Genomic DNA, 26179 nt, shown 5'->3' with positions numbered 1-26179 from the left:
GAACGATAAAAAACCGTTCAGTCCGGCCGCGCGACCGCGCGGTTCCTCAGCGCTCGAACGGGCCCGTGTTGTCCGTGTAGTGAATCGACCACGAGAACTCGCCGCCGCCACCGACGACGCCCTCCAGCGCCCGCCCGGGGGTGTCCTCGTCCTCGAACGGCGTGTACGCGACGCGGCCCGAAGTCTCGCTGGCCACCGGCTGGCCGTCCACGGTGAACCGAACCGCGTACCAGACGCGCTCCGTGAACACGGACTCGTAGGACACGCTCTCGCCGGGGTCGAGTGTCACGGACGCCGACAGCGTGCGTTGCTCCGGGCGAACGGCCGCCTCTCCCGTGACGCTGTAGGGGTCTTCGTCGGCGGGCGCCGTTCCGACGTCCGTAACGCGCATCGTGATGGAGTGCGGGAGGTCGTCCCGGTTCTCGAACGTGAGCGTTCCCGCTGGTGTCTCACTCGACTGTCGCCACGAACACCCGGCGAGGCCGCCGAGCGCGGTCGTGCCGGCCGCTGCGAGGAACGCGCGTCGGTCGATGGAGGGCATACGGAATCAGTTGGCAGGGGCGTCCATAAGCGGTGGGTCCATTTTCACGGGCGGACAGAGTCGGTGCGCCGCGGTGTCGACAGACTACTCTCCGCGCTGGTAGATGACGTCGAGGACGCGGTCCCGGACGTCGACCGCGATGCTGTCGGCTTCGTCCTCGTCGCGGTCCAGCGCCGCCGCGTCGCCCGCGGATATCGAGCGCGACCCCGCAGTGTCGAAGACGACGGTCGCGAGCCGCCAGCGCTGCTGGAAGACGGTCTGCCGTCGGATGACCGTCTGGATGCGGCGGTAGGGGACGACGCGCGTGCTCCGGTTCCAGAACCCGGACTGCGTGACAACGTGGTCGGGGCCGCGCTCGTAGCCGCGGTGGCGGTGCGTGAGCCGCGCAGCGGGCCACGCCAGCACGAGCAACACGCTGGCGGCGTACCACGGCACGCTGGTGAAGAACTGGTCGACGAGGAATCCGCCCGCGACCACTGCGAGGCCCGCGAGCAGGTACCGGCGGACGTAGCGCTTCCGAGCGCGCTCGGGCGGGCGCTGGACCTCGAAGTCGTGGAACGGTTCGAGCGTGCGCGCGAGCGAGAGCACGTCCTCGCGGGGCGCGATGGGGATAGCGGCCTCCGAGCCGCCGCTGGGCTGGCTGCCGGGCGCGTAGCCCGCAGTCTCGACGGCCAGCGACGCGAAGCCGTACCGCCGCATCAGGACGTTCTCCTCGACGGCGACCGTCTGGAGTTTCGACAGCGGGATGGTGCCGTCGCGACGCGACAGCAGGCCGCGCTCGTATCGCAGGTCGTCGCCGACGCGGCGCAGCCGGAAGCCGTAGAACTGGACGACGCGCGCGACCGTCGACGCCGCCCACAGCGCGAGCGCAGCGACGACGGCGAACCCGACGATGGCGGCGATGCCGAGCCCGGACAGCGAGATGCGGTCGCCGAACGTGGGCGCGAGGAACGTCGCGAGCGCGACCACACCCGACGCTAGCCGCGGGTCGAACGAGAGCGCGCCGTACAGCAGGAGGTCGCGGTCCGACAACTCGAACAGTGTCTCGCCGTCGACCGCCGCGGCGTCTTCGGCGTCCGCCTCCTCGGACTCGGCGCCCTCGCGCTGGAGCGCGGCGCGCTTCTCCCGGATGGCCTCCTGCAGGCGGTCGGCCTCCTCGCGGCCGACGAACCGCAGGTTCGCCTCCGTGCCGCCGCCGCCCGCGGTCTCGACGTCGACTTCGGCGAGGCCGAGCAGGCGCGCGACGAACGACCGCGTGACGTCGACGTTCTGCACGCGGCGCAGCGGAATTTCGCGCTCGCGCCGCGAGAACACGCCCGAATCGATGTCGAGCGTGTCCTCGGTGAGTTCGTACTCGAAGCGGCGGTAGTACGCCACCTCGTACCCACCGAGCGCGGCGAGCACGACGAGGGCGAGCACGACGACGCCGCTGAGCAACACCGGGTCGCCGCCCGCGAGCGCGAACCCCGCGAAGACGAACGCCCACACGACGCCGACGGCGCGCGAGACGACGCGGACGGGAATCGACAGCGGGTGGAGTTTCACACCGCATCCCCGGCGTCGCCGGTCTCGGGCTCGCTCTCGATTGCGAGGCGACGCAGCGTCTCTTGGACGTCGTCGGCGCGCGCGGCGACCAGCCCCGGAATCGAGACGTCGGCGCCGCGCGACCCGGCAGTGTAGACGACCACGCTGCTCAGGCCGACCGCGCGCTCGATTGGGCCGCGGCGCGCGTCGACGTGCTGGACGCGCACGTACGGGACGACAGTGCGGACGTTCACGAGCACGCCGCGCTCGATGTAGAGCGTGTCCTCGCGCACCTCGAAGTGCCACGCTCGGTACCGGAGGACGGTGTGGACGGCGCCGAGCCCGAAGAGCGCGGCGAACAGGCCACCGCCGACGAGCACGGGCGAGACGGCGACGCGGTCGACGACGGCCGCGACGACGCCGGCGACTACGCCGGTGACGAGAGAACCGACGAACACGCGAAAGAGCCAGATGAAGCGCACGCGGGAGTCGAGTCGTTCCATGCGTCGGTCATCGAAACGCGGGTACAAGAAGGTGGGCGGGGCGTCTCCGCGAGCGAGGCGGCGCCGTCAGTCGTCGCCCGAGAGGATGCCGCGGTGGGTCATCTTCTCGGGGTCGAGGGCGTCCTCGGCCTCGGCCTCGGTGAGGTAGCCCTTCTCGACGACTACTTCCTTGACGGACTTGCCTTCCTTGAGCGCGGCCTTCGCGACCTCGCTGGCCTTGTCGTAGCCGATAGCGGGGTTGAGCGCGGTCGCCAGCGCCATCGAGCGCTCGACTTGCTCCTCGCAGTACGCCTCGTTGGCTTCGAGTTTCGCGACGAACTTCTCCGCGAACGCGACGCTCGCGTTCGAGATGATGTCCGCTGATTCGAGGAAGTTGTGCGCGAGCACGGGCTTGTAGAGGTTGAGGTCGAGTTGCCCCTCGACGGCGCCCGCGTTCACGGCGGCGTCGTTGCCGACGACCTGCTTGTGGACCTGATTGACGGCTTCCGCGACGACGGGGTTGATCTTCCCGGGCATGATGGAGGAGCCGGGCTGGTTCTCGGGCTGCTCGATTTCACCGAGGCCGTTGCGCGGGCCGGACGCGAGCAGGCGGAGGTCGTTGGCAATCTTGTTCAGCGAGCCAGCGACCGTGCGGAGCGCGCCGTGGGCCTCGTTCATCGCGTCGTGGGCGGCCTGCGCCTCGAAGTGGTCGTCGGCCTCGCGGAAGGAGACGCCGGTCTCCTCGGAGATGTACGCGGCGGCCTTCTCCGGGAAGTCGGGGTGGGTGTTGAGACCGGTGCCGACGGCGGTGCCGCCGAGCGCGAGCTCCGAGAGGTGGGCCTTCACGTCGCGCACGCGCTCGATGCCCTTCTCGACCTGCGTGCGGTAGCCGCCGAACTCCTGCCCGAGGCGCACGGGCGTGGCGTCCTGCAGGTGCGTGCGGCCGGTCTTCACCACACCGTCGAACTCCTCGGCCTTCTCGTCGAGGGCGTCACGCAGCGTCTCCAGCGCGGGTTCGACGTCCTTCTCGACGGCTTCGAGGGCGGCGACGTGCATCGCCGTCGGGATGACGTCGTTGCTGGACTGGCCGTAGTTGACGTGGTCGTTGGGGTGGACGACGCGCGCGCCCACTTCCTCGCCGAGAATCTCGGCGGCGCGGTTCGCGATGACCTCGTTGGCGTTCATGTTCGAGGACGTCCCGCTCCCGGTCTGGAAGACGTCGACGGGGAACTGGTCGTCGTGTTCGCCCGCGATGACTTCGTCGGCGGCCTCGACGATGGCGTCGGCCTTCTCGTCGTCGAGCAGGCCGAGGTCGTTGTTCGCCTGCGCGGCGGCTTTCTTGACGACGCCGAGCGCGCGCACGAAGCGCCGCCCGAACGTCGCGTCCGAGATGGGGAAGTTCTCGACGGCGCGCTGGGTCTGTGCGCCCCAGTAGGCGTCCGCCGGCACCTGGATTTCGCCGAGACTGTCGCGTTCGGTTCGGTAGTCGTCACCCATACGCGGAGGGACGAAGTGCCGTCGCGTAAAACCCACCGAATCGGTTCCGGCCACCGCGTCCCGACGCGGGCCAGTCCGCTGGGAGCGACGAATCCCCCGAAGACTCGTTTGCGTGATTCGTATCACTTCCGTGGATAGGGCGACGCCGTACGTGGTTTCGGGTGTGATTAGTCCGCGACTCCACGACCCGAAATAACGTTCGTTACATACCCGAAATGGCCATAATCGGGCCGTAGAGCCACTCTCATCCGCACTTGTCAGTCCGTACAGTCATCCTTACTCGGTTTTGGATTAAATATTAGCAACAATTAAGTGGAGCGCTACGAATGGCTCGTGTAGGTTTCACACACGGTTACCATGAGTTCCGATACCAACCTTACACGACGACGGTACCTGCAAGGCGCTGGCGCAGCCGGCGCCGCGCTCACGATGGCTGGCTGTCTCGGCGGTGGCGGAGGCAGCGGCAGCGAAGAAGTCGAACTACTCCACGGCTGGAGCGGCGGCGACGGGCAGGCCGCCTTCGACGCGCTCCTCTCGGGCTTCGAGGAGGCGAATCCGGACGTCGACGTCAACGCCAACGCCATCGGCGGCAGCGGCAACACGACGCTCAACGCCCGCATCAACACCCGCCTCGGCAACTCCAACCCGCCGAGCTCGTGGGCCGAGTGGCCGGGTCAGAACCTCGTGCAGTTCACTGACTCGGACCTGCTCGGCGACATCGAGGAGGACGTCTGGTCGCAGAACAACATGAAGGAGGCCTACCTCGAAGGCCCCCGAGAGGCGGCTCAGGTCGGCGGCTCGTACGTCTGCGTGCCGACGAACATCCACCGCATCAACAACCTGTTCTACAACGCCAACGTCCTCGAGGACGCCGGCATCGACCCGGCGTCCCTCGAGACGCCCGTGGACCTCGTGGAGGCGGCCGCGACGGTCGAAGAGGAGACTGACGCCATCGGGTTCGCGCACGCGATGTCGAACCCGTGGACGACCCTCGAACTGTGGGCGTGCGTCTTCCTCGGCGAGCACGGCCACGACGCCTACGAGGCGTTCACCAACGGCGAAGGCGACATCGACAAGGTCCAGTCCTCGCTCGAAACGGTCGCCGAACTCAGCGAGTACTTCAACTCCGACGCCGGCACCATCGGCTTCCAGGAGGCCAACCAGTACATCATCGACGGCGAAGCCGCCTTCTTCGACAACGGCGACTGGGCCGCCCAGATGTACATCTCCCAAGAGGACTTCGAGTTCGAGAGCGACTGGGGTCACGTCGCGTTCCCCGGTACCGAAGGCCTCTACTCGCTCAACATGGACAGCTGGGTGTTCCCCAGCGGCGCCCCGAACCCCGAAGGCACCAAGCAGTGGCTGACCTACTGCGGGACGAAGGACGCACAGATTCGCTTCAACACGAACAAGGGCTCCATCCCGCCGCGCGCCGACGTCTCCACCGAGGAGTTCGGCCCGTTCCAGACGAGTCAGATGGAGGAGTTCAGCAACTCCGACGCGCAGCCGTACTCCATCGCCCACGGTCTCGCGACGTCGCCGGAGGTCCTCAACAGCCTCAAGCAGGCGACGGTGAGCAACTTCAGTTCCCCGTCCCAGAGCGCCGCCGAGAAGACCGCTCAGGCGTACATCGACGCGTTCTAAGCGTCTCCACCCCCCATTATTCGAATGCTCGAACGAATGCGCAAAGCACTACGGACACTCGGCGGTGTAGACACGGACAGCACCGCCACCACCGGCGACGACCTCCGCACGGACGGCGGCACCGCCACGGCCTCCGAGGCCGGCGACGCCGACGATAGCGGCGGCTTCTCGCTGCCGGCGAGCCGCGACTTCCTCGGCTCGCTGCCGTTCTGGCTGCCGCCGTTCCTCCTGATGGGCTTTTTCGTCTACGGCGCCATCGGCTGGAACTTCGCGCTCTCGCTGGTGAACGTCCAGAGCTTCAACGAACCGAACTACGGTCATCTCGACCTCGAACAGTACGCCCGGGCGTTCGGCGACCCGACGTTCATTCAGGCGACCCAGAACACGTTCGTGTTGCTGGTCGCGTTCACCGCCGCCTGTCTGGTCGTCGGCCTGCTGGTCGCGATTCTCGTCGACCGGAAGGTCCGCTACGAGAACACGTTCCGGACGGTCTACCTGCTGCCGTTCAGCCTCTCGTTCGTCGTCACGGCCCAGTTCTGGCTGTGGATGTACAACATCGAAAACGGAGTGGTGAACCTCGTGACCGGCGCGCTCGGACTCGGTACCTACGACTGGCTGTCGAACCCCCAGCTCGCGCTCGGCGCGGTCGTGTTCGCGCTCATCTGGCAGTTCTCCGGCTACGCGATGGTCGTCTACCTCGCGGGGCTGCGAGCCATCCCCGACGAGCACTACGAGGCCGCGCGCGTCGACGGCGCGAGCACGCTGAAGATGTACTGGCGGGTCATCGTCCCGCAGTTGAAGGGCGCGACAATCAGCGCGGCCGTCGTGCTGGTGGTGTTCGCGCTGAAAGCCTTCGACTTCCTCTACTCGCTGACGGGCGGGTACTACCCGCCGAAAGGGACGGACATCCTCGCGACCCTGATGGTCCGACAGGCGTTCTCCGCGGGCCAGCGTTCGTACGCCGCCGCCATCGCCATCATGTTGTTCCTGCTCGCACTCGCCGTCATCGCACCGTACCTGACCTACCAGTACCGGCGGGGTGAACTATGAGCCGCGACCCCCGACGAATCGGCCTCTACGCCGTCCTCGTCGCGCTCGTGGTGTTCTACCTCGCGCCGCTGGAAATCGGGCTCGTGACGTCGCTGAAATCCGACGCGCTGGCCTCGGCGCCGTTCCTGCCGCCGACACCGAGCGGATTCACACTGTCCGAGTGGACGACGGCGTTCAACGCGCTCAAGGACGGCCTCGTCAACAGCATGCTGCTGGCCGTCCCGGCGACTGTGCTGTCGGCGCTGCTCGGGAGCATGGCCGCGTACGGCCTGACAACCCTGAACTGGCGGGGACAGGTCGGCATCTTCGCGCTGTTCCTCGCGGGCATCTTCATCCCGTACCAGGCAGTGCTCATCCCGCTCTCGAAGTTCTGGTCGGTGTACATGCCGCTGGACGAAATCCTGTGGCCGCTCTGGGAGCTCCCGCTGCTCGCGGCGTACCACGGCGACCTGCTCGCGCTCATCATCTCCCACGCCGCCTACGGCGTCCCCATCTGTACGCTGCTGTTCCGGACGTACTACCGGGACGTCTCCACGGAGATGGTCGAGGCCGCGCGCCTCGACGGCGCCACCGCGTACACCATCTACCGGCGCATCATCCTGCCGCTGTCGGTGCCGATGTTCGCGGTCACGCTCATCTACCAGTTCACGCAGGTCTGGAACGACCTGCTGTTCGCGCTCGTCATCATGGGCCCCGGCGAAGGGGCACCCGTCACCGTCGGCCTGACGAACCTCGGGTCGAGCCTGACCGACGTCGGGTTCGCGGTGAAGATGGCGGGGGCGTTCATCGCGGCGCTGCCGACCATAATCGTTTACGTCATCTTCGGCGACCAGTTCGCCAAGGGTGTCGCAACATGACCTCACGGAGGATTATCAATGGCTGAACTCGTACTCGACGGCGTAACGAAGTACTTCGACGACGACGGCGACCGCATCGTCGCCGTCGACGACGCGAGCATCGACATCGAAGACGGGGAGTTCCTCGTCCTCGTCGGCCCTTCGGGCTGTGGGAAGTCCACCACGCTGCGCATGATTGCCGGCTTGGAGTCGGTCAGCGAGGGCGAAATCCGCCTCGACGGCACGGTCATCAACGACCGCGCGCCCGCCGACCGGAACATCGCGATGGTGTTCCAGTCGTACGCGCTGTACCCCCACATGACCGTCCGGCAGAACATGAGCTTCGGGCTCGAAGAGTCCACGAGCATGGGCGACACCGAAATCGGCGAGCGCGTCGAGGACGCCGCCGACACGATGGACATCCCGGAGCTGTTGGACCGCAAACCCAACGAGCTCTCGGGCGGCCAACAGCAGCGCGTGGCGCTCGGCCGCGCCATCGTCCGCGACCCCGAAGTGTTCCTGATGGACGAACCGCTCTCGAATCTGGACGCGAAGCTCCGGTCGTCGATGCGCACGGAACTCCAGCGCATCCAGGAGGAACTCGGCGTGACGACGGTCTACGTCACCCACGACCAGACCGAAGCGATGACCATGGGCGACCGAATCGCCATCCTCAACGACGGCCGCCTCCAGCAGGTCGCGACGCCGCTGGAAGCCTACCACGAGCCCGCAAACGAGTTCGTCGCGGGCTTCATCGGCGACCCGTCGATGAACTTCTTCGACGCCCACGTCGAGGACAGCACGCTCGTCACCGACCAGTTCGAGTACTCGCTCTCCGAGGCGACGCTCGCGGACCTCGACGGCGAGACCGACGTCACGCTCGGCATCCGCCCCGAGGACATCGAAATCGTCCCCGAAGCTACCGGCGACAACGACTTCGCGGCGACCGTCGACGTCGTCGAACCGCTGGGCAACGAGAACAACGTCTACCTCCAGTTCGACGCCGACGACACCGACACGACGTTCACGGCGGTCGTGGAAGCGACCACGCCGCTGTCCGCCGGCGAGTCGGTCACCGCGCGCCTCCCCGAGTCGACGGTGCACGTCTTCGACGACGACTCCGGCGAAGCGCTGCACAACCGCGACGCCGAAGCCGACGGCGTCCTCCTCGACCAGTAGGTCGCGGAGTCAGCGACCGCTGGTGGCGTCGTCCCGCCACGGCACCAAACCGCTCGTTTTCTGTCCGAAGAGCCGGTTCAGTTCTGCGCTTCGTACTCCTCGGGCGTGTACGTCGACAGCTCCAGCGCGTGAATCTCCTCGGTCATGTGTTCGTCCAGCGCGTCGTAGACGAGTTGGTGTTGCTGGACGAGGCGCTCGCCCTCGAAGGCGGGGGAGACGACCGTCGCGGCGAGGTGGTCGTCGTCGGTTTCGCCGCGCATCCGCGAGATCGTCGCCTCGGCGTCCGGAATCTCGTCCTCGATGATGGCTTCGATGTCCGCGAACGTCAGGTCCATACCCTTCATTCGGTGAGCCGGCGAGAAAAGCCCGTGGGTCCCGGCGTCACGTCCACTGGTCGAGGCCGGTCTGGACGACGCTCTCCTCGATGCGGTCGAACCCGCGTTCGAGTTCCGCCGCGTCGACGCCCCACTCGTCGACGGCGTACTCGCGGGCGGCGTCGATGTCCGGCGACGGGTCCAACTCGAGGTCGTAGTCGTCCGTGACGTCGGGGTTCAAGAACAGTTCGCGGATGCGGTCGGCGTACTCGACGTGCTCGCCCTCGGCGTCGAGGACGCTCCAGAGGTCGCCGTGTTCGCGGATGGCTTTCAGCGCGGTCTTCGGCCCGAAGCCGTCGATACCGGGATTGAAGTCGGTGCCACAGAGGATGCCGACGTCGACGAGTTGCTCCCACGTGAGGTCGTGCTCGTCGAGCGTCGCCTCAAAGTCCATGCGCTCGGGCGCGCCCTTGCTGGTGAGTTGGCGCAGCGTCACGGGCGCGCCGAGCAGCAGGCAGTCGTAGTCGTCGCTGCCCGCGTAGTCGACGTCGTCGTCGACGCGCGCCATGTGCGCGGCCTGCGCCTCGCCCTCCGCGGGCGCCTCGACTTGGGGCACGTCCAGTAGGTCCAGTAGTTCCCGGGATGTCTCGTGGATGGTCTCCGTGAGTCGCTGCGTGCGGGCTTCGAGGCGCGCCGCCTCGATCGCCTCGCCCGCTTCTTTCGCTTCCTCCAGTTGCTCCTCGTAGCGCTCGCGCTGCTCGCGGCGCGCCTCGACCTCCTCGTCTTTGAGTTCCGTGACGCCGCCGTCCCAGACGAAAATCGGCGTGAGGTCGTGCTCGAAGAACTTCGGGAGTCCCTGCACGATGCCGACGAGGTTCGCCACCTCGACGCCGTCGCTGGTGGTGTAGATGTCCTCGCTGGTCCACTGGACCGTCGTCGTGAGGTACTTGTACAGCCAGTTGTGCGCGTCCACGGCCACCACGTCCCCCTCCAGTTCGTCGAAGGGGACCTCCTCGATGACCGCGAGCTGCCGGAGGTCCGCGTTACCCATTACGCTCCCGTAGGCAGTCCGGGGGTTTAACGGTTCAGACACGCCGTCGGTGCAGCCACCGCGCAATCGGGTGGCGGCGGGCCTCGCGTCAGTACGTCTCGACACGCAGCCCAGCTACGCCCTCGAAATCCGCGTCGTTGCTGACGACCGGTTCGTCGAAGGCCAGCGCCGTCGCCGCGACGGCCGAGTCCGCACCGTCGAGAGCAGGCAGCGAGTCCGAACTAGCGTGTGCGCCCCGCAGGCGTCCTGCCTTTCGTGCGAGGGTGTCGTCGAACTCGACGACCGGAAACGACTGAAATAGCTTCTCGTAGGCGGTTTCGAGGGTCTGCCGTTTCGACTCTGGTGCCTTCGCGATGCCGTAGTGGACCTCCCAGGAGACCATCGCTGGAATTCGAGCGGGAACGCCGGTTGCGTCCAACTCTCCCGCTTTCCGCTTCGCCGCCGGCGTCTGCTCGACGAGGCTCCCGAGGAACTGCGTGTCCAGAATCACGGGAGTTCCTCGTCGAGTGCCCGACGGTTCGCCTCGTCATCGGTCTCGAAGTCGGCTTCGAGAGCTCCGGTGTCCCACGCGTCGCTGGCGTCTTCGACGTCGTCCGCGAAGTCGAGCAGGCCGTACCCGCCGACCATCCGTTCGAGCGCCTCGCTGAACGACTCGCCCTCGCGTTTCTCGGCCTCGACGCGGGCGTACAGCCGTTCGCTCACCCGGACCTGCTTCGTACCCATACGGGTACGTTGACGTTGTTGACAGAAGAAAGTGGCGGCGCGTCCCGGCGCCGCAGTGAAGCAGCTACCAGTCCAGTCGCGCTGGCGGCCCGCTGCCGGCCTTCCGGTCGAGGAACGCCGCTTCTTCCTCGGAGAGGTCGCGCTCGCGGTAGACGTCGAGGCCGTCCTGATAGCGCGCCGCGCGGTCCCGACACGGCCGCTCCAATACTAACTCCGCGATACCGGTCTCCTCGCCCGTGAACCCGAAGCCGGCCTTGTGGAGCGCCTCGTACGCGAAGGGGTTGTTCACCGCGATTCTGACGCGCTCGTGGTCGGCGAGCAAGTGGGCGGTCGCGAACGCGCAGAGGCGCGCGCCGACGCTGTCGCCGCGGCGGTCCTCCCGGACGGTGACGTACCGCAGCCACGCCGTCTGGTCGTCGGTTCGGTCGTCGTTGAACGAGACGGCACCCACGACGTCCGAGAGCGTGTCGTCGGCCTCGCGGGCAGCGGGCGGCCAGTCGCCGCGCGCCGCCAACGGCGCGCCCTCGAAGGCGATTGCCTTCCCGGTGTTGGACATCACGAACTTCCCGGCGTAGCTGAACGCGCGCCAGTCGAGTCGGAGCGTCGGCCCGTCGTCGGGGCCGCCGAGCACCGCGTACTGCACGCGCGTCGATTGGACGCCGAGGGCAAAGAGTTGCGTGTCTGCGAGTCGAAGGCGGGCGTATGCACGACGTTGGGTACTTCGAGCGGTTCGCGCCGCTGTACGACCTCGTGATGCCGGCCGCGGACCGCGGCGACCTCGCGGCGGGGCTGGCGGCGGCCGAGCGCCCCGTCGAACGCGTGCTCGACGTAGGCGGCGGCACGGGCCGCGCGGCTCGTGCGCTCGCTCGGGACACCGAAGCAGTTCCGGGATGGGACGTCACGGTCGTCGACGCGAGCGCGCGGATGCTCGCAAAGGCGCGAGCGAGCGGGCTGCCGACGGTTCGCGGCGACGCCGCCGAACTCCCGTTCCCCGACGACAGCGTCGACGCAGTAGTCGTCGTGGACGCGCTCCACCACTTCCCCGACCGAGACGGCGCGCTCGCGGAAGCGAAGCGCGTCCTCCGGCCCGGCGGCGTGCTCGTCGTCCGCGACTTCGACCCCGAGACGCTGCGCGGTCGCCTGCTGGTCGCCGCCGAGCACGCCGTCGCGTTCCACTCGTCGTTCGACGCGCCCGACGACCTCGCCGCGCGGATGGAGACAGAGGGATTGGACGCTCGCGTGCTCGAACGGGGGTTCGCGTACACCGTCGTCGGCGTCGAACCGGGACCGACATAGTGCCTCGATTCGAAGGCAACGGTATGGACCTCTACGACGCCGACCCGCGCGCAGTCGTCCGCTTCCTCCCGGGTGACTTGCTTGCCATCGCCGCGTTCGTGCTCGTGGGCGCGCTCTCCCACGGGACGCTGACGCTCCAGCGCTACGCGGGCATCTTCCTCCCGTTCGTCGTCGGTTGGATCGTCGTCGCGCCGTTCGCGGGCGGCTACGACGCTAGCGTCCGCGAGTCCTCGCGGGCCGCAATCGCGTACGCCGCGATGTCGTGGCTGGGCGCTGACTTCCTCGCGCAGTTGCTCCGCGGGACGCCGTTCTTCCCGGGGAACGCGGACTCGCAGTTCTTCCTGGTCGCGCTCGTGTTCGGCACGATAGCGCTCGTTCTCGCGCGCTTCGTCACGCTCGTGGTCGTCGACTACCGCGGGTAGGCGTTCCTACCGCGCGGCGAGCACGGCGGCGATGCCCGCGCCGGTCACCGCGAACGCCGCCAGCACCGCGAACAGCACGGTCGCGTTCGTGTACTGGAGGATGCCGCCCGCGATTGCGGAGCCGGCCGAGCCGACGCCGAACACGCCGAGGTACGTGTAACCGTAGGAGAGCCCGCGCGTCCCCGAAGGCGTGTACTGGGCGACGGTCGCTTGGTACATCGGCTGGATGACGAACAGCGTGAACCCGAGGAGCGCGCCGACCACCAGCAGCGGCGCGAGGCCGGCGTTCGCGGCCGGGAGGAAGACCACCGCGAGCACGGCGAGCGCGCCGAACGTGACTGCGATGCCGCGCTCGGTGGGGATGCGCTCGGTGAGCTTTCCGCCGGTGTACTGGCCGGCGACGCCGACCATCAACAGCCCTGCGTACGCGTAGCGGTACGGTTCGAGTTCGCGGCCGGCGAATTCGACGGGTGCGAACGCGGGCAGCTCGGAGAGCAGGTCGGGGAGGAACGTGAGGATGCCCCGGTAGTAGAGCCCGCTCAGCATGACGATGACGAAGACGGCGGCGAACGGGCCGACCAGCAGCAGTTTCGACTCGGAGAAGAACTCGCTCACCGAGGAGATGCCGACGCTGGCCTTCGAGTCGCCGCCGTCGGTGGCGGTGACGGCGGCGCGCTCGTCGAAGCGCACGCGGAGCGCGACGACGCCCGCGACGACGGCGGGCACCGCGAGGAGTCCGGTGACGACCCGCCAGTCGGCGACGAGCAACAGCAGCGTGACCGCCAGCGGACCGGCGGCGGTGCCGACGTTGCCGGCGATGCCGTGGTACGCGAAGGCGTCGCCGCGGTCCTCGACGCCCGTGGAGATGAGCGACAGCCCGGAGGGATGGTAGACGCTGGCGGCGATTCCCCAGCAGACGAGCGCGAGCGCAACGACGACGATGGAGGGAGCGACCGACAGCAGGGCGAACGACGCGGCCATGCCGAACAGACAGCCTGCGATGAGTCGCCGCGACCCGACGGTGTCCGAGAGGATGCCACCGGGGAGCGCGCCGAGGCCGAACAGCGCGTAGCCGGCGGCGACGACGAGGCCGATAGTGCCCTGCCCGACCGGGAACGTCTCGAGCCACAGCGGAATCAGAATCGGGATAGAGAGTTCGTACGTGTGGACCATGGCGTGTGCGAGCGCCACGAGTCCGACGATAGAGCGGTCGTTCCGGTTCACGGTGTACAGCACCAGAATTGCCGGTCACCGTTAAAGGCGTGTGGCCTCCGGCAGCCACACGACGCTATAACTTATGCAGAACGTACGTAGAACCCCCGCCAAACTATTATGTGACTGCAGGCCGTCGTGCCAGATAGCTATGGCCGGCTACTACGACGCCCTGCTCGCGGCGCTCCCGCTCTCGCTGGTCGGACTCGCGGGCGGCCTCGCCGTCGCGGGCGTCGACCCCACGCTCGCGCTCACGGTCGGGGGCGTCGCGGCGACCGCACTGACGGCTCACGGACTGTTCGTCAACGACCCCGCGTCGGCGACAGAACGACGCGCCGGCTACGAGTCCGCGGACTGACTCCCCGAGTCTTTTCCACGCGCCCCGCCAACTACGCGTGTGACCGAGACCCTGTTCCTCTCCGACGACGACGTTGCGGGGCTCGCCGACCCCGCCGACTACGTCGAGGCCGTCCGCGACGCGTACCGACAGCGAGGCGAGGGCGCGCCCGCCGAACCGCGCACGAAACTGCTCAACGAGTCGCCGCCCGGCATGTTCACCGCCTACGCCGCCGTCCTCCCCGAAACCGGCGCGATGGGCGGCTACATGTACAGCGCGGGGTTCGCGGACGCCGACGCGTGGTTCATCACGCCGCTGTTCGACGCCGACACCGGCGAACCGCTCGCCATCATCGACGGCGCGCGCATGAATCCGTTCAAGACCGGCGCCGCGGGCGCGGTCGGCGTGGACGCGCTCGCCCGCGAGGACGCCAGCACGCTTGCAATCATCGGGAGCGGCGCGCAGGCCCGCGGCCAGCTCCGCGCGACCGCGACGGTCCGCGACTTCGACGACGTGCGCGTGTTCTCGCCCACCGAGGCCAACCGCGAGTCGTTCGCCGCGGACGCCGACGACTGGCTCGACGCCGACATCGAGGCCGTCCCCTCCAGCACTGCGGCCGTCGAGGGCGCCGACGTCGTCGTTACCGCGACGAACGCCAGCGAACCCGTCTTCGACAGCGACGACCTCGCGGACGGCGCGCACGTCACCGCCATGGGGCAGTACGACCCCGAGAAGCACGAACTCGACGCCGAAACCGTCGAGCGCGCGGTCTACGTACCGGACCTCCGCGACCGCGTCACGCAGGACGCCGGGTCGTTCATCCACGCGCTCGACGAGGGCGTCGTCACCGAGGACCACGTCCACGCCGAACTCGGCGACGTCGTCGCCGGGAACGCACCCGGCCGCCAGTCGCCCGACGACGTCACGGTCTTCGACAGCGGCGGCACGGGCATCGAGACCGCAGCGGCCGCATACATGCTCTACGAGCGCGCGAGCGACCGCGGCCTCGGCACCGAAATCGAGTTCGCCGCGGCGAGCGACGCGCTCACCGGCGAGTAGCGCGAAAATTGAAGTGCGAGAGCGGGACCACGCCGCCCCGTGACCTGACGAGTCGCGCGGAGCGGTCTGCGGGAGCGCGGCGGCCCGCTCCGCGACGCTGTTTCGCCGCCTGTTCGCCCAGCCTCTTACACGTAGGGTGCGAGTCCGAGCGCCTCCACGAGCGGGATGCCCGCCGCGAGCGCGCCGGCCAAGTAGCCCGCGATGGCGCCGCCGTTCAGCAGCGGGAGGCCGGCGTGCGCACGACCCGCGAACACCATCCGCATCAACACGAGCAGGCCAACGAGAGTGCCGACCATCGCGGTCAGCGCCGCCAGTTCCACGCCGAACACCGCCGGCGTGTCGAGGAAGTGCGCCGCGCTCGCGACGAGAATCGTCGGCATCACGGCGTCCCCGAGGCCGATGAAGTACGCCCCGCGGTCCTCCTCGTCGACGCCGTCGAGTTGGCGCTCGTCCGCGTCGTCGTCAGCCTCGGCTTCGTCTTGTTGGTGGTCGCTATCGGCCTCTTCGAGGAACGAGTAGCCGCGCGTCGCCGGCACCACCAACACGATGGGGAGTCGGAGTTCCATCACGCCCTCCGCGAGCGTGAGCATGTGTTCGGTGCCGTAGACGCTGATGGCGTCGTAGACGGCGAGCGCCGACAGCAGGACGAGCGCCGGCAGAATCCCGAAACTGATGCCGAACAGCGCCGCCGCGCCCATCCCGAGGATGGCGCCCGCGCTGTCGATGACCCACCACTCGGGATAGGCGTACAGCGCGACGACGAGCGCCGCAGCGGGCACGTAGGCGGCGGCGTTGACGCCCGCGACGTCGACCGTCGGGAACACGACCCCGAAGACGTACGTCGCGATGAACCCGCTCGTGAACAGGATGAACGCGCGCAGAATCCACTGCTGGTCGTACTTGATGACGAGCAGGATGCCCGCCGTCGCGACCAGCAGGAACGCCACGTAGAAGATGCTGTTCAGGGGATTCTGTGGGTTCTCGGTGGACTGGAGGCCGGCGCTCTCGAACGGTTCGAGGAGCGCGAGCGCGCCGAACTGCACGACGAGAAACAACGCGACGACGCCCACGAGTACCGGGAGGGCGCGGGAGTTCTTCATGCTCGTGGCGTCGGTCCGCCCGTGCTTTGGCTTTGCGACTTAGCGGACGTACAGCGTCTGGCCGACCAGCGCCGGGAGGTGGACGCCGCCCTTCGGCGTGACCGAGAGGTACGGGCGTTCGACCGGCCCGAAGACGTCGACGACACGCCCGACTTCGTCGAGGTTCTGGTCGACGACGCTGTCCCCGATGTCGGGGTGGGCGTCGCTCTCGCAGCGCACGACTGCGACGTTCTGAGCGGTGCGGACGACGTCGCCGGCGCGCTCCATTATTCGCGCAGCGCCGTCACGTAGGCGCCAACGGCCTGCAGGAGGTCGGACTTCCCGGCGTCGTCGGCGTCCTTCACGAGGATGCGACCGGAGTCCTCCCAGTGCTGGCGCGGGTACGCGACGTCGCGTTCGACGACCGCGTCGTAGCCGACCTGCTGGACGGCGGTCGCGACCTCGTCGACCGTCGGTTCGTCGACGGAGAGAGATTCGGGGACGCGGCGGCCCTCGCGGCGCGACAGCGTCGCGTCGAAGTACGCGGGCCAGATGACGTTCTCGACCATACGCCGGGTAGCAGGTCGCGCCGTTAAACGGTATCGGACGCGTGCTCGACCGCAGGGAGAGCACGTTGGAGTGAACGGCGACCAGCGGGAGCCGTGAGCCGCGTGCCCTCGCGACGCGAGGGCACGTGATGGCGAACGCGGAGCGAAGCGATGCGTGAGCCGCGTGGCCGACCGCAGGGAGGCCACGAAACGAGCGAGCGGTGAACGGAGTGAACCGCGAGCCGCGTGCTCGACCAAAACAGAGCGACCCGCGAGCGACGCGCTGGCGCTACTCCGAACGCCGGGAGAGCAGCGCGACGGCGAGCAGCGCCGCGAGCGCGGCGGGGATGCCGAATCCGGGGATGCCCGTGGCGATGCCGCCGGCGGACACCGTCACCGATGCGTCGCCGGCGGCGAGTTCGTACTGTCCGGCTTCCGGGAGAGTGACGGTGACTGTTCGAGACGCACTCTCGCCGGGTAGGAGCGCCGCGTCGACGGTGGCGACCTGTTCGCCGTCGAGGGTCACGGTGATCGGTCCAGTCGCGGGCACGTCACTGGGGTTCGAGAGCGTGACCGTCGCGGTCACGTCGTTTCCGGGCTGGACTCGGGACTCGTCGACGGCGAGGTCGCTCACGGAGACGGTCGCTGGCTCTCGCACATCTAGCGTCGCGGTGGTCCGGCCGCCGGTCACGTTGTACGTGCCGGCGGCGTCGACCGCTTCGTCGAGCGTGACGTCGACGGTTTCGCCGGCCGCGAGGTCGCCGCGCGCTTCTGCGAGTACGTCGCCCTCGAACTCGATGGTGGCGACGTACTCGCCGGAGCGGCCGCCGTCGTTGGTCACGGAGGCGGCGACGGTGACGGTCTCACCGACGTACAGCGTCGGCGGCTCCGCGAACGTCTCGTTGCGGAACGGCCCGCTGATTCGGTACTCGCGCACCTCGAACTCCATGCGCGCGGGTTCCGTGCTGAACGCGGCGGCGTGCTGTCTGCGCGTCCACATTTCCGGGACCTCGCGGGTGTTCGTGTAGCGGTTCGCGCGCTCCTCGACGGCCGGCGAGGACGCGTCCAGCACCGCCGCCAGCACGTCCGCGTTCGTCACGCGGTCGGGGTGCTGGTTCAACTGGTAGAGGACGTCCGCCATCGTCTCCGTGCGGTTCGTCGCGAGGCGGACTCGTCGGTCGATTTCCCCCCACACGAGGCTTCCCTTGAGGTAGTTCGCACCCGAATCCCACGTCGAAGGCTGCGAGAGGATCGCGTCCCGCCACGGGGAGCGCTCGCCGCGCGAGAGCAGCGACTGGAAGCCGTCGAATGACGCGTAGTCGGTCCGGAGCGCCAGCAGGCCGGCGTAGTATTCGGCACCGGCTTCCATCGTCCACCGGCCGCTCTCGGCCGTGTTGAACGCCTGTCTGGTGTGGACGTACTCGTGGAACCAGACGTTGCCGGCGGTGTCGAGGCGTGAGTCCGCGAGCACCCACGCGTCGTTGCCGCCGTACTCGACGCCGCGGACGCCCCAGTCCGTGCTCGTCGGCGCGGCGACGAACCAGACGTCGTCGTCGCGGGCGCCGACGTGGAGCCGATTCGACGCGGCGCCGAGCGCGTCCAGCACGTCGTCCGGCGATTCGGCCATCGAGGCGTGTTCGGGGACGACGAGCGTGAACTGCTGGCCGTTGGCCGTGCGCGTGTGCTCCTCGACGGGGCCGAGGTACGCGATTTCGCCGCCCGTCGACCCCTCGCCGTCGACGGTGACGTCCTCGGTGATGGTCACCGACCCCTCCTCCCCCGGTAGTTCCAGCCCGTGCGGAGTTGCGGGACCGTGACCAACGCCCACTCGCCGGTGTCGACGAACGAGTAGTCACCGCTGGCCTGCACTGACGGGCCGCGCGACCCGCTGGCGGTCTGGTTCGCGGGCAGCGTGAATCGTATGGTCGCGGGGTCGGTCGTGCCGTCCCACTCGTAGTCGTCGGGCGTCCGCGTGAACGAGTCCGACTCGACGTGTTCGGCCCCTGACGGGAGTGTTGTCCGGAGCGCGGTCACGGCGTCGGGCACGTCGTACGTCACCACGACGTCGATGGCGCCGGGTTCCGACGGCGTGAGGTGGAGGTCGATGTCCTTGCGAATCGTCGATGTCTGCACCGTCGCGTCGTCGACCGTCCCGCGGGCGGGCTCGGTCGCGACGTGCACGTTCGACGGCTGCGCGTCCGCGTCGACTGGTCCCTGTACGGCGGCAGCGCCGACAGCCTGTGTCGCGAGGAGGACGACGGCGAGCACGGCGACGACACGTCTCATGCGTAGGACTGTGGCGTCGACACACAAAGGCCACGTGGCTACTGGTGTCAGTTGTCCGCCACGTCGCCGCCGTCGGCGACCGCGAACGCTTCGGACTCGGCGTCGAGCGCCGCGAGCGCGTCCACGACGCCGTCGAGTTCGACGCGCGCGCCGACGGGCCGCCGCGACCCAGTGTCGCCGACGACGATGGCTGCGTCGGCGGCGTCTCGGAGTTCGGCGTTCGCTCCCCACGAGGCCGCGTCGCCCGCGACGACGACAGCGTCCGCAGCAGTGACGAGGTCGCGAGCGCGAGCGACTGCGTCGTGGTCGGGCGTCGCGAACGGCGGGACGGTGACGACGTCGAACCCGAACCGAGTCGCAGTCTCGTGGTCCAGCGACCCCTCACTGACTGGGCCGACGGTCGCGGCCACGCCGGCGTCCGCGAGTTCGCGGAGGACGGGGGTCGCGGCGTCGCCGCCGCCGAGCACGTGGACGCGCTCGTCGCGGTCGCCGTCGGCGTCCGGTAGCGGCGTGACCGTCGGGTCGCCGGTCGCCGGGTCGGTGCCGACCGCGACGCGGGCGTCGAAGGCCTCCCGCACGCACTCGGGCGTGAGCACGTCCTCGGGGCGGCCCGAGTCGAGGACGCGGCCGTCCGCGACGAGCACGAGTTCGTCGCAGTAGCGCGCCGCCAAGTCGAGGTCGTGGATGGCCGCGACGACCGCTCGGTCGGCGTCGTCGGCGAGGCCGCGAACCAGCTCGAGCGTGCGCACTTGGTGGTTCACGTCGAGGCTCGCGGTCGGTTCGTCTAGCAGGAGGACGGGCGTCTGCTGGGCGAGCGCGCGCGCCAGCAGGACGCGCTGTTTCTCGCCGCCGGACAGCGAGGTGACGTCGCGCTCCGCGAAGCGCGCAACCTCCGCGCGCTCCATCGCGCGTTCGACCGCCTCCGGGTCGGGGTCGGAGCCGAACCGCGGGACGTGAGCGTGGCGCCCCATCTCGACGGTCTCGCGGACCGTGAACTCGAAGCCGAGGCCGGTGTCCTGCGGGACGGTGGCGATGCGCCGGCTCGCCGCCTTCGACGCGAGTTCGTGGACGGCTTCGTCGTCGACGAGGACGGTGCCGGCGGCGGGTTCGACGACGCCGTTCATCGCGCGCAGGAGCGTCGACTTCCCGGCGCCGTTCGGCCCGACGACGCCGACGAGGCGGCCGTCCTCGACGCCCGCACTGACGGCGTCCAGAATCTGCGTGCCGCCGAGTTCCACGTCCACGTCGCGGACGTCGAGGGTCACAGCGCGCGCACCTCCCGGTTCCGGAGCAGGTAGAGGAAGAACGGCGCGCCGACGAACGCCGTGACGATGCCCACCGGGAGTTCGGCGGGGCCGGCGCGCGCGAACGTGTCCGCGGCGACGAGGAACGCGCCGCCCGCGAACGCCGACGTGGGGAGGAGGATGCGGTGGTCGGGGCCGACGAGCAGGCGCATCACGTGCGGGACGACGAGGCCGACGAACCCGATGACGCCGGCGACGGAGACGGCGGCGGCGGTGACGACACTCGACACCGCGAGCAGCACGCGCTTGGTGCGTTCGACTTCGACGCCGAGCGTGTGGGCGTCTTCCTCGCCGGCGAGCAGGACGTTCAGGTCGCGGGCGTACGCCAGCAGGACGGCGCTCCCGACGGCGACGACGGGGAGCGTGAGTTCGACGTCCGACCAGTTCGCGAGGTGGAGGTGGCCCATCAGCCAGTACATCGCCTCGCGGATGCTGTCCCCGGAGTGGACGATGACGTAGGAGGTGATGGCGCCGAGGAACGTCTGGACGGCGACACCAGCCAGCAGGAGCGTCGCGACGGGCGTGTGACCGCCCTCGGTGGCGAGGAGGTAGACGCCGAACGCGGCGATAAGCGCTCCCGCGAACGCCGACACCTGGATGCCGAACGGGAGCAGGAGGGGGAACGCGATGGCGGTGACAGCGCCGACCGCTGCGCCCGAGGAGACGCCGATGATGGAGGGGTCGGCCATCGGGTTCCGGAAGAACCCCTGCATGACCGTGCCGGCGACAGCGAGCGCGGCGCCGACGACGGCGCCGAGCACGATGCGGGGGAGTCGAATTTCGCCGACGATGAGTTGCTGTTGGGCGGGCACAGCGAAGTCCAGCGGCGAGGTGTAGACGAGGTCGACGGAGAGCCACGGCAGGTCGCCGACGACGGGGAGCGCGACGGACGCGCCGTAGAACGTGGCGGCGGTGGGGACTGCGAAGGCGTCCAGCGCCGCGAGCGCGACCCGGTGGACGGGGATGTCGACGGGGCCGATGGTGGCGCTGGTGAGCATGACGGCGACGAGCGCGAGGAACGTCCCGGTGGTCCATGCACTCGCCCGTGTGGAGGCACGCATCTTGACAACCGTAGTTTCTTTAGGCAAATATTTATTGCGTTGGCTCCGTCGTCCGCACATGCGACAGTCCTTAGCCGCAGTTGGAGTTGTACTACTGCTGTTGTCCGCCGTCGCGCCGGCCGCCGGCGTCGCCGCCCCGACAGGCAGCGACGCCGCCGCGAACGCCGACACACAGGCGGCCGAGTGCTCGTTCCCGGTCACGATGAGTGACGCGAGCGGCCACAACGTCACCGTCTCCGAAGAACCCGAGCGCGTCGTCACGCTCAACCCCAGCGCCGCCCAGACCATGTGGGAAATCGGCGCCCGCGAGAAGGTCGTCGGCGTCTCCCAGTTCGCCGGCTTCCTCGACGGCGCCGGCGAGCGGGAGGTCGTGACCGCCGGCTTCCCGTCGTCGGTGAACGTCGAGAAGGTCATCAGCCTCGACCCCGACCTCGTGCTCGCGCCCAACACCATCAAGAACGAGACGGTCGACCAGCTCCGGGACGCCAACGTCACCGTCTACCGCTTCGAAGCGGCCGCCTCCATCGAGGACATCTACAACAAGACCGAGACCATCGGTCGGCTCACCGGCGCGTGCAGCGGCGCCGAAACCACGGTCTCCGAGATGCGCGACCGCGTCGAGACCGTCGAAGCGGCCGTCGACGGCGCGGAGCAGCCCAGCGTCTTCTACGACATGGGCGACCGCCGAACTGCCGGCCCGAACACCTTCATCGGTCAGATTATCGACCGCGCTGGCGGTCACAACATCGCGGCCGACGCGAACGCCAGTCGGGCGTACCCCCAGCTCTCCGCGGAGTTCATCGTCGAGCAGGACCCCGAGTTCCTCGTCGTGAGCGCGCTCCCCGAACAACTCGGTAACGACAGTCGCTCGTACGTCGCTGAGGGGTCTGTTCTCCGGAACACGACCGCCTTCGAGGAGGGGAACATCGTCGTCGTCAACGCCAACCACATCAGCCAGCCCGCGCCCCGCGTCGTCGAGCCGATGACGCAGATGGCGGAGGCGTTCCACCCCGAGGCGTACGCCGACGCGAACACCACGACGACCACCACGCAGGAGCCGACGGCGACCCAGACCGAAACCACCGCGCCGACGGACGCCGCGACTGAGACTTCGGGCACGACCATCCCCGGATTCGGCATCTCCACCGCCGTCGTCGCCGCGCTCGGTGCCGCCCTGCTCGCGTCCTCGCGTCGCCGGCTGTAACGACTCCCAGACACCTCTTTTCGTCCGACTGCGTAGCCTTAACACGCCGCGGCGTGAACGCCACCTGTGACCCGACGCGCACTCCTCGTGCTCGCCGTCGTCGCGCTCGCCGCCAGCGCCGGCTGTATCGGCGCGCTCACGACCGACCAGCAGCCAGCGGAGAGCCGGAACGCAACGGTCGTCCACGTCGTCGACGGCGACACCGTCGACGTGCGGTTCGCGGACGGCAGCGAGGAGCGCGTCCGCTTGCTCGGTGTGGATACACCCGAAGTCCACACCGATGTCTCGCCCGGCGAGTTCGAGGGCGTGCCCGACACGGAAGCCGGGCGGTCGTGCCTGCGGTCGTGGGGAGAGCGCGCCAGCGAGTACGCCATCGACCGGCTCGCCGGCGAATCCGTGACCGTCGAGTTCGACGCCGAGAGCGACCGGCGCGGCGGATACGACCGGCTGCTGGCGTACGTCGTCGTTGGGAATGAGTCGTTCAACCGCGCGCTGCTCGCAGACGGCTACGCGCGCCTCTACGACAGCGAGTTCACGCAGCGCGACGACTACGCGGCCGTCGAACGGCGGGCGCGCGAGAACACGACCGGCCTCTGGGCGTGCGCCGGCTGACCCCCGAAACCACGGAAGGCTTATTCGCCGTCCGCCGGCAGTCCCGAACGTGACGGGACGCCTCCGTGCCGCCGTCGCGCGTCGACTCGCCGTCGACACGCGCGCGCTCGCCTCGCTCCGCGTCGCGCTCGCGGCAATCGTGCTCGCGGACCTCGCGCTGCGCGCTCGATTCCTCCGGGCGTTCTACACGGACGCCGGCGTCTACCCGCGGTCGCTGCTCGTCGACCAGTACGGCGAACTCGCGCGGCTCTCCGTCCACACGCTCTCCGGAGCGGCGTGGGTGCAGGGCGTGCTCTTCGCCGTGACTGCAGTGGCCGCGCTGGCGATGCTCGTGGGCTACCGGACGACGCTGGCGACGCTGGTGACCGGGCTGCTCGTCGCGTCGCTGCACGTCCGGAATCCGCTCGTGTTGAACAGCGGCGACCTCCTCCTCCGGATGCTGTTCCTCTGGGCCGTCTTCGCACCCCTCGGCGAGCGGTGGTCGGTGGACGCGCGCAGAGCCGACCGCGAGCCGCGGGCCCGCGTTCTCGGTGTCGCGACGACTGGCCTGCTCGCCCAAGTGGTCGTGGTGTACGCCACGAACGCCGTGCTGAAGCTTCGCGGTGGCGTGTGGCTGTCCGGCGAGGCCGTCCGGCAGGTGCTCGAACTCGACATGTTCACCGTGCTGCTCGGCGAGACACTCGCCAAGTTCCCCGCGCTCGTCGTCGCGTTCGACCGGGTCTGGCTGGCCGCGCTGACCGCGTCCGTGCTGCTCGTCGTCCTCACCGGCTGGCTGCGCGCCGGCTTCGCCGCGCTGTTCGCCGCGATGCACGCCGGGATGCTCGCGTCGATGCAGCTCGCGGTGTTCCCGCTCGTCTCGATTGCGGCGCTGCTGCCGTTCCTCCCGCCGGTGTTCTGGGACCGGCTCCCCGGGTGGCGCGAGGTGCCCGGACTCCGCGACCTACCGCTCGCAGAGTACGCCCGCCGCGTCGAACGCGCGCTCCCAGTTCTTGCCGTGCCGTCGCTTCCTCCTGTCGTGGTTCGGTGGAAGAACCGCGTCGTCCCCGCCCTGCTCGGGGTAGTGCTCGTCGTCGTGCTCGTCTGGAACGCGGCGACGGTCGCACCTGCGGGCGTCGTCGAGGCCGGCCCGATAGACGAACAGCCGGAACCGCGCTGGTCGATGTTCGCACCGACGCCGCTGACCACCGACTTCTGGGTCGTCGCGCCCGCGACGCTGGAGGGCGGCGGCAGCGTCGACGCGTTCCGCGGCGGGCCGGTGACGTGGGACGAACCGCCCGACGTAGCGGAGCGCTATCCGAGTTCACGCTGGCGGAAGTACGTCGCGAACGTGCGCGGCGCCGAACCCGCGGTCGCAGACGAGTTCGCGGGCTACCTCTGCACTCGGTGGAACCGCCGGCACAGTGACGACATCTCGGCAGTCGAACTGTTCATCGTCGAGCAGGAGGTTCGCTTGGACGGCCCGGACCCGGCCGAGCGCGTCAGGCTCGCAGCGAAGAACTGCTCGGCCTAGTAGGGGATGGCGTACAGCGCGACGCCGAGGAACGGCACCAGCAGCAACAGCATCGCGACCGCGTACCCGAACATCTCGCGGGCTTTCACGCCCGTGATGGCGAGCAGCGGGAGCGCCCAGAACGGGTTCAGGAGATTCGTGTGTGCGTCACCGACGGCGTACGCGATGGTGGCTTTGCCGACGGGCACGCCGAGGTCGTTCGCTGCCGCGATAATCGACGGGCCGAGGACAATCCACTCGCCGCCGCCCGAGGGCACGAAGAGGTTGACCGCGGAGCCGACGAGCCACGCGACGACGGGGAACGTCGCCTGCGTGGAGACGTCCAGCAGCGTCTGCGCGAACGTCTCCGAGAGCCCGGAGGCGTTCATCATGCCCTGGATGCCCGCGAAGAACGGGAACAGGAGGATGATGCCCGCGGCGGACTGGGCGGCCTCCCCGAAGCGCTCGCGGTACAGCGTCGGGCGCGTGTAGATGGCGAGGCCGGCGAACAGGAACCCGAAGTTCACGACGTTCAGCGTGAGCGCGTCGAGGCCGTCGGTCGCGAACAGGTACGCGACGTACCCGACGCCCGTGAGCGCGATGAGACCGCCGAGGAGTCGGCTGTTGTCGATGCGCTCGGCGGGCGTCAGCGTGCCGCCGTCGGGGGTGGGGTCGGCGGACCCCTCCCGCCCGCCCGTGGTCGAGTCCGATAGGGCACTCTCGTCGACGTAGTCAGTGATGGGGCGAGCGCGCTTCGGGGACGGCGACAGCAGGTAGAGCATCGCCGCCGCGAACACGATGGAGAGGACGGTCAGCGAGAGCGCGTACGAACTGAAGATGGTCTGTGTCGTCGGAACGACGCCGTCGACGACGCCGGCTTCGATGAAGTCGTTACCGGGCGTCGCGAGCGCGAGCGGGGCGGACCCCGACAGCCCCCAGTGCCACGTCAGCCCGAGACCCATGTACCCCGCGACCGCCAGCAGCGGGTAGTGGACGTCGATGCCCTTCTCGTGGGCGGTCTTGCCCATCTCGCGGGCGAAGATGGCGCCGAGGATGAGGCTGAATCCCCAGTGTACCCACGCGATACCCATCGAGAACACGCCGACGAGCGCGGCGGCCTGTCCGGGCGTACGCGGCAGTTCCGTGAGCCGTTGGAGGAGCGCGTTCACGCGCGGGTGGTACGCGATGACGAATCCGGTCATGAGGATGAGCGTCATCTGCATCGCGAAGCTCAGGAACGCCCAGAAGCCGTCGAACCAGAAGCCCACCATCTCGCCGGGACCGGACCCCTCGACGAGCACGCCCGCGGCGAAGACGACGTAACTCAACAGGATTGCGAACAGGAACGGGCTCGGCATCCAGCGCTCGACGACGCCGGCGAGCCGGTGGCCCATTCGCTCGAAGGCGTTGCCGCCCGACTGTGGTTCCG

Annotated in this window: 29 protein-coding genes; 11 read left to right on the top strand and 18 right to left on the bottom strand. The window is 69.0% G+C overall.

Annotated elements, in window-relative coordinates; genetic code table 11:
* Positions 1–46 precede the first annotated feature (46 nt).
* The 4 genes from AVZ66_RS06245 to AVZ66_RS06230 all read right to left on the bottom strand — a co-directional run bounded on the left by AVZ66_RS06245 (position 47) and on the right by AVZ66_RS06230 (position 4044).
* Positions 47–541, bottom strand: a complete 495-nt coding sequence (locus tag AVZ66_RS06245) for a hypothetical protein (protein ID WP_058982865.1) — start codon at positions 539–541, stop codon at positions 47–49.
* Positions 542–625: 84 nt separating this feature from the next.
* Positions 626–2086: a PH domain-containing protein gene (locus AVZ66_RS06240; protein WP_058982863.1), complete on the bottom strand. Its 1461-nt coding sequence runs from the start codon at positions 2084–2086 to the stop codon at positions 626–628.
* Positions 2083–2568 (bottom strand): PH domain-containing protein, encoded by a 486-nt coding sequence (locus tag AVZ66_RS06235; protein ID WP_058982862.1) that lies wholly within the window; start codon positions 2566–2568, stop codon positions 2083–2085. Before AVZ66_RS06235 ends, AVZ66_RS06240 begins: the two co-directional genes overlap by 4 nt.
* A 66-nt stretch (positions 2569–2634) precedes the next feature.
* Entirely contained in the window at positions 2635–4044 is a 1410-nt protein-coding gene (locus AVZ66_RS06230; RefSeq protein ID WP_058982861.1) for a class II fumarate hydratase, read from the bottom strand.
* Positions 4045–4401: 357 nt separating this feature from the next.
* Between AVZ66_RS06230 and AVZ66_RS06225 the strand changes: the two genes are divergently transcribed.
* From AVZ66_RS06225 to AVZ66_RS06210, 4 genes are read left to right on the top strand one after another with little or no spacing between them, the layout of a single operon-like run.
* The gene (locus AVZ66_RS06225; protein ID WP_058982856.1) at positions 4402–5688 is read left to right on the top strand and encodes an ABC transporter substrate-binding protein; all 1287 of its coding nucleotides are present in this window, start codon (positions 4402–4404) and stop codon (positions 5686–5688) included.
* 36 nt (positions 5689–5724) lie between these two features.
* Entirely contained in the window at positions 5725–6738 is a 1014-nt protein-coding gene (locus AVZ66_RS06220; protein WP_058984655.1) for a carbohydrate ABC transporter permease, read from the top strand.
* On the top strand, positions 6735–7595 hold the full coding sequence (locus tag AVZ66_RS06215) for a carbohydrate ABC transporter permease (RefSeq protein ID WP_058982854.1): 861 nt from the start codon (positions 6735–6737) through the stop codon (positions 7593–7595). The genes AVZ66_RS06220 and AVZ66_RS06215 overlap by 4 nt, the downstream gene beginning before the upstream one ends.
* Positions 7596–7613: 18 nt before the next feature.
* The gene (locus AVZ66_RS06210; protein ID WP_058982852.1) at positions 7614–8753 is read left to right on the top strand and encodes an ABC transporter ATP-binding protein; all 1140 of its coding nucleotides are present in this window, start codon (positions 7614–7616) and stop codon (positions 8751–8753) included.
* Between the two features lie 77 nt (positions 8754–8830).
* Here the strand turns inward: AVZ66_RS06210 and AVZ66_RS06205 are convergent, their stop codons facing one another.
* The 5 genes from AVZ66_RS06205 to AVZ66_RS06185 form a co-directional block, all read right to left on the bottom strand.
* Positions 8831–9088: a BolA family protein gene (locus AVZ66_RS06205; protein WP_058982850.1), complete on the bottom strand. Its 258-nt coding sequence runs from the start codon at positions 9086–9088 to the stop codon at positions 8831–8833.
* Between the two features lie 46 nt (positions 9089–9134).
* The gene (gene fen, locus AVZ66_RS06200) at positions 9135–10118 is read right to left on the bottom strand and encodes a flap endonuclease-1 (protein WP_058982849.1); all 984 of its coding nucleotides are present in this window, start codon (positions 10116–10118) and stop codon (positions 9135–9137) included.
* 88 nt (positions 10119–10206) lie between these two features.
* On the bottom strand, positions 10207–10608 hold the full coding sequence (locus AVZ66_RS06195) for a PIN domain-containing protein (RefSeq protein WP_058982846.1): 402 nt from the start codon (positions 10606–10608) through the stop codon (positions 10207–10209).
* Entirely contained in the window at positions 10605–10841 is a 237-nt protein-coding gene (locus AVZ66_RS06190; RefSeq protein WP_058982845.1) for an antitoxin VapB family protein, read from the bottom strand. The genes AVZ66_RS06195 and AVZ66_RS06190 overlap by 4 nt, the downstream gene beginning before the upstream one ends.
* Positions 10842–10905: 64 nt before the next feature.
* Positions 10906–11484 (bottom strand): GNAT family N-acetyltransferase, encoded by a 579-nt coding sequence (locus tag AVZ66_RS06185; protein WP_058982842.1) that lies wholly within the window; start codon positions 11482–11484, stop codon positions 10906–10908.
* 59 nt (positions 11485–11543) lie between these two features.
* Here AVZ66_RS06185 and AVZ66_RS06180 point away from each other — a divergent pair, with 59 nt between their 5' ends.
* On the top strand, positions 11544–12137 hold the full coding sequence (locus AVZ66_RS06180; RefSeq protein WP_058982840.1) for a class I SAM-dependent methyltransferase: 594 nt from the start codon (positions 11544–11546) through the stop codon (positions 12135–12137).
* A 23-nt stretch (positions 12138–12160) separates the two neighbouring features.
* The gene (locus AVZ66_RS06175) at positions 12161–12559 is read left to right on the top strand and encodes a DUF3054 domain-containing protein (protein ID WP_058982838.1); all 399 of its coding nucleotides are present in this window, start codon (positions 12161–12163) and stop codon (positions 12557–12559) included.
* Between the two features lie 6 nt (positions 12560–12565).
* Here the strand turns inward: AVZ66_RS06175 and AVZ66_RS06170 are convergent, their stop codons facing one another.
* Positions 12566–13783, bottom strand: coding sequence for an MFS transporter (locus tag AVZ66_RS06170; RefSeq protein WP_058984654.1), 1218 nt, complete (start codon positions 13781–13783; stop codon positions 12566–12568).
* A 139-nt stretch (positions 13784–13922) separates the two neighbouring features.
* Here AVZ66_RS06170 and AVZ66_RS06165 point away from each other — a divergent pair, with 139 nt between their 5' ends.
* Entirely contained in the window at positions 13923–14129 is a 207-nt protein-coding gene (locus AVZ66_RS06165; protein ID WP_058982836.1) for a hypothetical protein, read from the top strand.
* A gap of 39 nt (positions 14130–14168) precedes the next feature.
* Complete coding sequence (locus tag AVZ66_RS06160) at positions 14169–15167, top strand: ornithine cyclodeaminase family protein (protein ID WP_058982835.1); 999 nt, start codon at positions 14169–14171, stop codon at positions 15165–15167.
* A 125-nt stretch (positions 15168–15292) separates the two neighbouring features.
* On the opposite strand, the gene AVZ66_RS06155 is transcribed toward AVZ66_RS06160, so the two are convergent.
* From AVZ66_RS06155 to btuC, 7 genes are all read right to left on the bottom strand, one after another.
* Positions 15293–16267, bottom strand: coding sequence for a presenilin family intramembrane aspartyl protease PSH (locus tag AVZ66_RS06155; RefSeq protein WP_058982833.1), 975 nt, complete (start codon positions 16265–16267; stop codon positions 15293–15295).
* 39 nt (positions 16268–16306) lie between these two features.
* Entirely contained in the window at positions 16307–16534 is a 228-nt protein-coding gene (locus AVZ66_RS06150; RefSeq protein WP_058982831.1) for an H/ACA ribonucleoprotein complex subunit GAR1, read from the bottom strand.
* Positions 16534–16815 carry a signal recognition particle subunit SRP19 gene (gene srp19 / locus AVZ66_RS06145; RefSeq protein WP_058982829.1) on the bottom strand — a complete coding sequence of 94 codons (282 nt, stop codon included), beginning with the start codon at positions 16813–16815 and terminating at the stop codon, positions 16534–16536. Before srp19 ends, AVZ66_RS06150 begins: the two co-directional genes overlap by 1 nt.
* Positions 16816–17083: 268 nt before the next feature.
* Positions 17084–18559 carry a PGF-CTERM sorting domain-containing protein gene (locus AVZ66_RS06140; RefSeq protein WP_058982827.1) on the bottom strand — a complete coding sequence of 492 codons (1476 nt, stop codon included), beginning with the start codon at positions 18557–18559 and terminating at the stop codon, positions 17084–17086.
* The gene (locus tag AVZ66_RS06135) at positions 18556–19080 is read right to left on the bottom strand and encodes a hypothetical protein (protein ID WP_058982825.1); all 525 of its coding nucleotides are present in this window, start codon (positions 19078–19080) and stop codon (positions 18556–18558) included. The genes AVZ66_RS06140 and AVZ66_RS06135 overlap by 4 nt, the downstream gene beginning before the upstream one ends.
* Before the next feature lie 47 nt (positions 19081–19127).
* Positions 19128–20345, bottom strand: a complete 1218-nt coding sequence (locus AVZ66_RS06130; RefSeq protein WP_058982822.1) for an ATP-binding cassette domain-containing protein — start codon at positions 20343–20345, stop codon at positions 19128–19130.
* Positions 20342–21445 carry a vitamin B12 ABC transporter permease BtuC gene (gene btuC / locus AVZ66_RS06125; RefSeq protein ID WP_058982819.1) on the bottom strand — a complete coding sequence of 368 codons (1104 nt, stop codon included), beginning with the start codon at positions 21443–21445 and terminating at the stop codon, positions 20342–20344. Before btuC ends, AVZ66_RS06130 begins: the two co-directional genes overlap by 4 nt.
* 58 nt (positions 21446–21503) lie before the next feature.
* Between btuC and AVZ66_RS06120 the strand changes: the two genes are divergently transcribed.
* The 3 genes from AVZ66_RS06120 (at position 21504) to AVZ66_RS06110 (ending at position 24771) form a co-directional block, all read left to right on the top strand.
* Complete coding sequence (locus AVZ66_RS06120) at positions 21504–22649, top strand: PGF-CTERM-anchored ABC transporter substrate-binding protein (protein ID WP_058982817.1); 1146 nt, start codon at positions 21504–21506, stop codon at positions 22647–22649.
* A gap of 66 nt (positions 22650–22715) precedes the next feature.
* Positions 22716–23261: a thermonuclease family protein gene (locus AVZ66_RS06115; RefSeq protein WP_058982815.1), complete on the top strand. Its 546-nt coding sequence runs from the start codon at positions 22716–22718 to the stop codon at positions 23259–23261.
* A gap of 49 nt (positions 23262–23310) precedes the next feature.
* Entirely contained in the window at positions 23311–24771 is a 1461-nt protein-coding gene (locus AVZ66_RS06110; protein ID WP_058982813.1) for an HTTM domain-containing protein, read from the top strand.
* Here the strand turns inward: AVZ66_RS06110 and AVZ66_RS06105 are convergent.
* Complete coding sequence (locus AVZ66_RS06105) at positions 24768–26144, bottom strand: short-chain fatty acid transporter (RefSeq protein WP_058984653.1); 1377 nt, start codon at positions 26142–26144, stop codon at positions 24768–24770. The two genes, AVZ66_RS06110 and AVZ66_RS06105, sit on opposite strands and share 4 nt — an antisense overlap.
* Positions 26145–26179 lie beyond the last annotated feature (35 nt).

It is taken from the genome of Halobacterium sp. CBA1132, from assembly GCF_001485535.1.
In the GTDB taxonomy this organism is placed as follows: domain Archaea; phylum Halobacteriota; class Halobacteria; order Halobacteriales; family Halobacteriaceae; genus Halobacterium.
The sequence above is the reverse complement of the archived record's forward strand: the minus strand, read 5'-3'. Positions and strand labels throughout refer to the sequence as shown.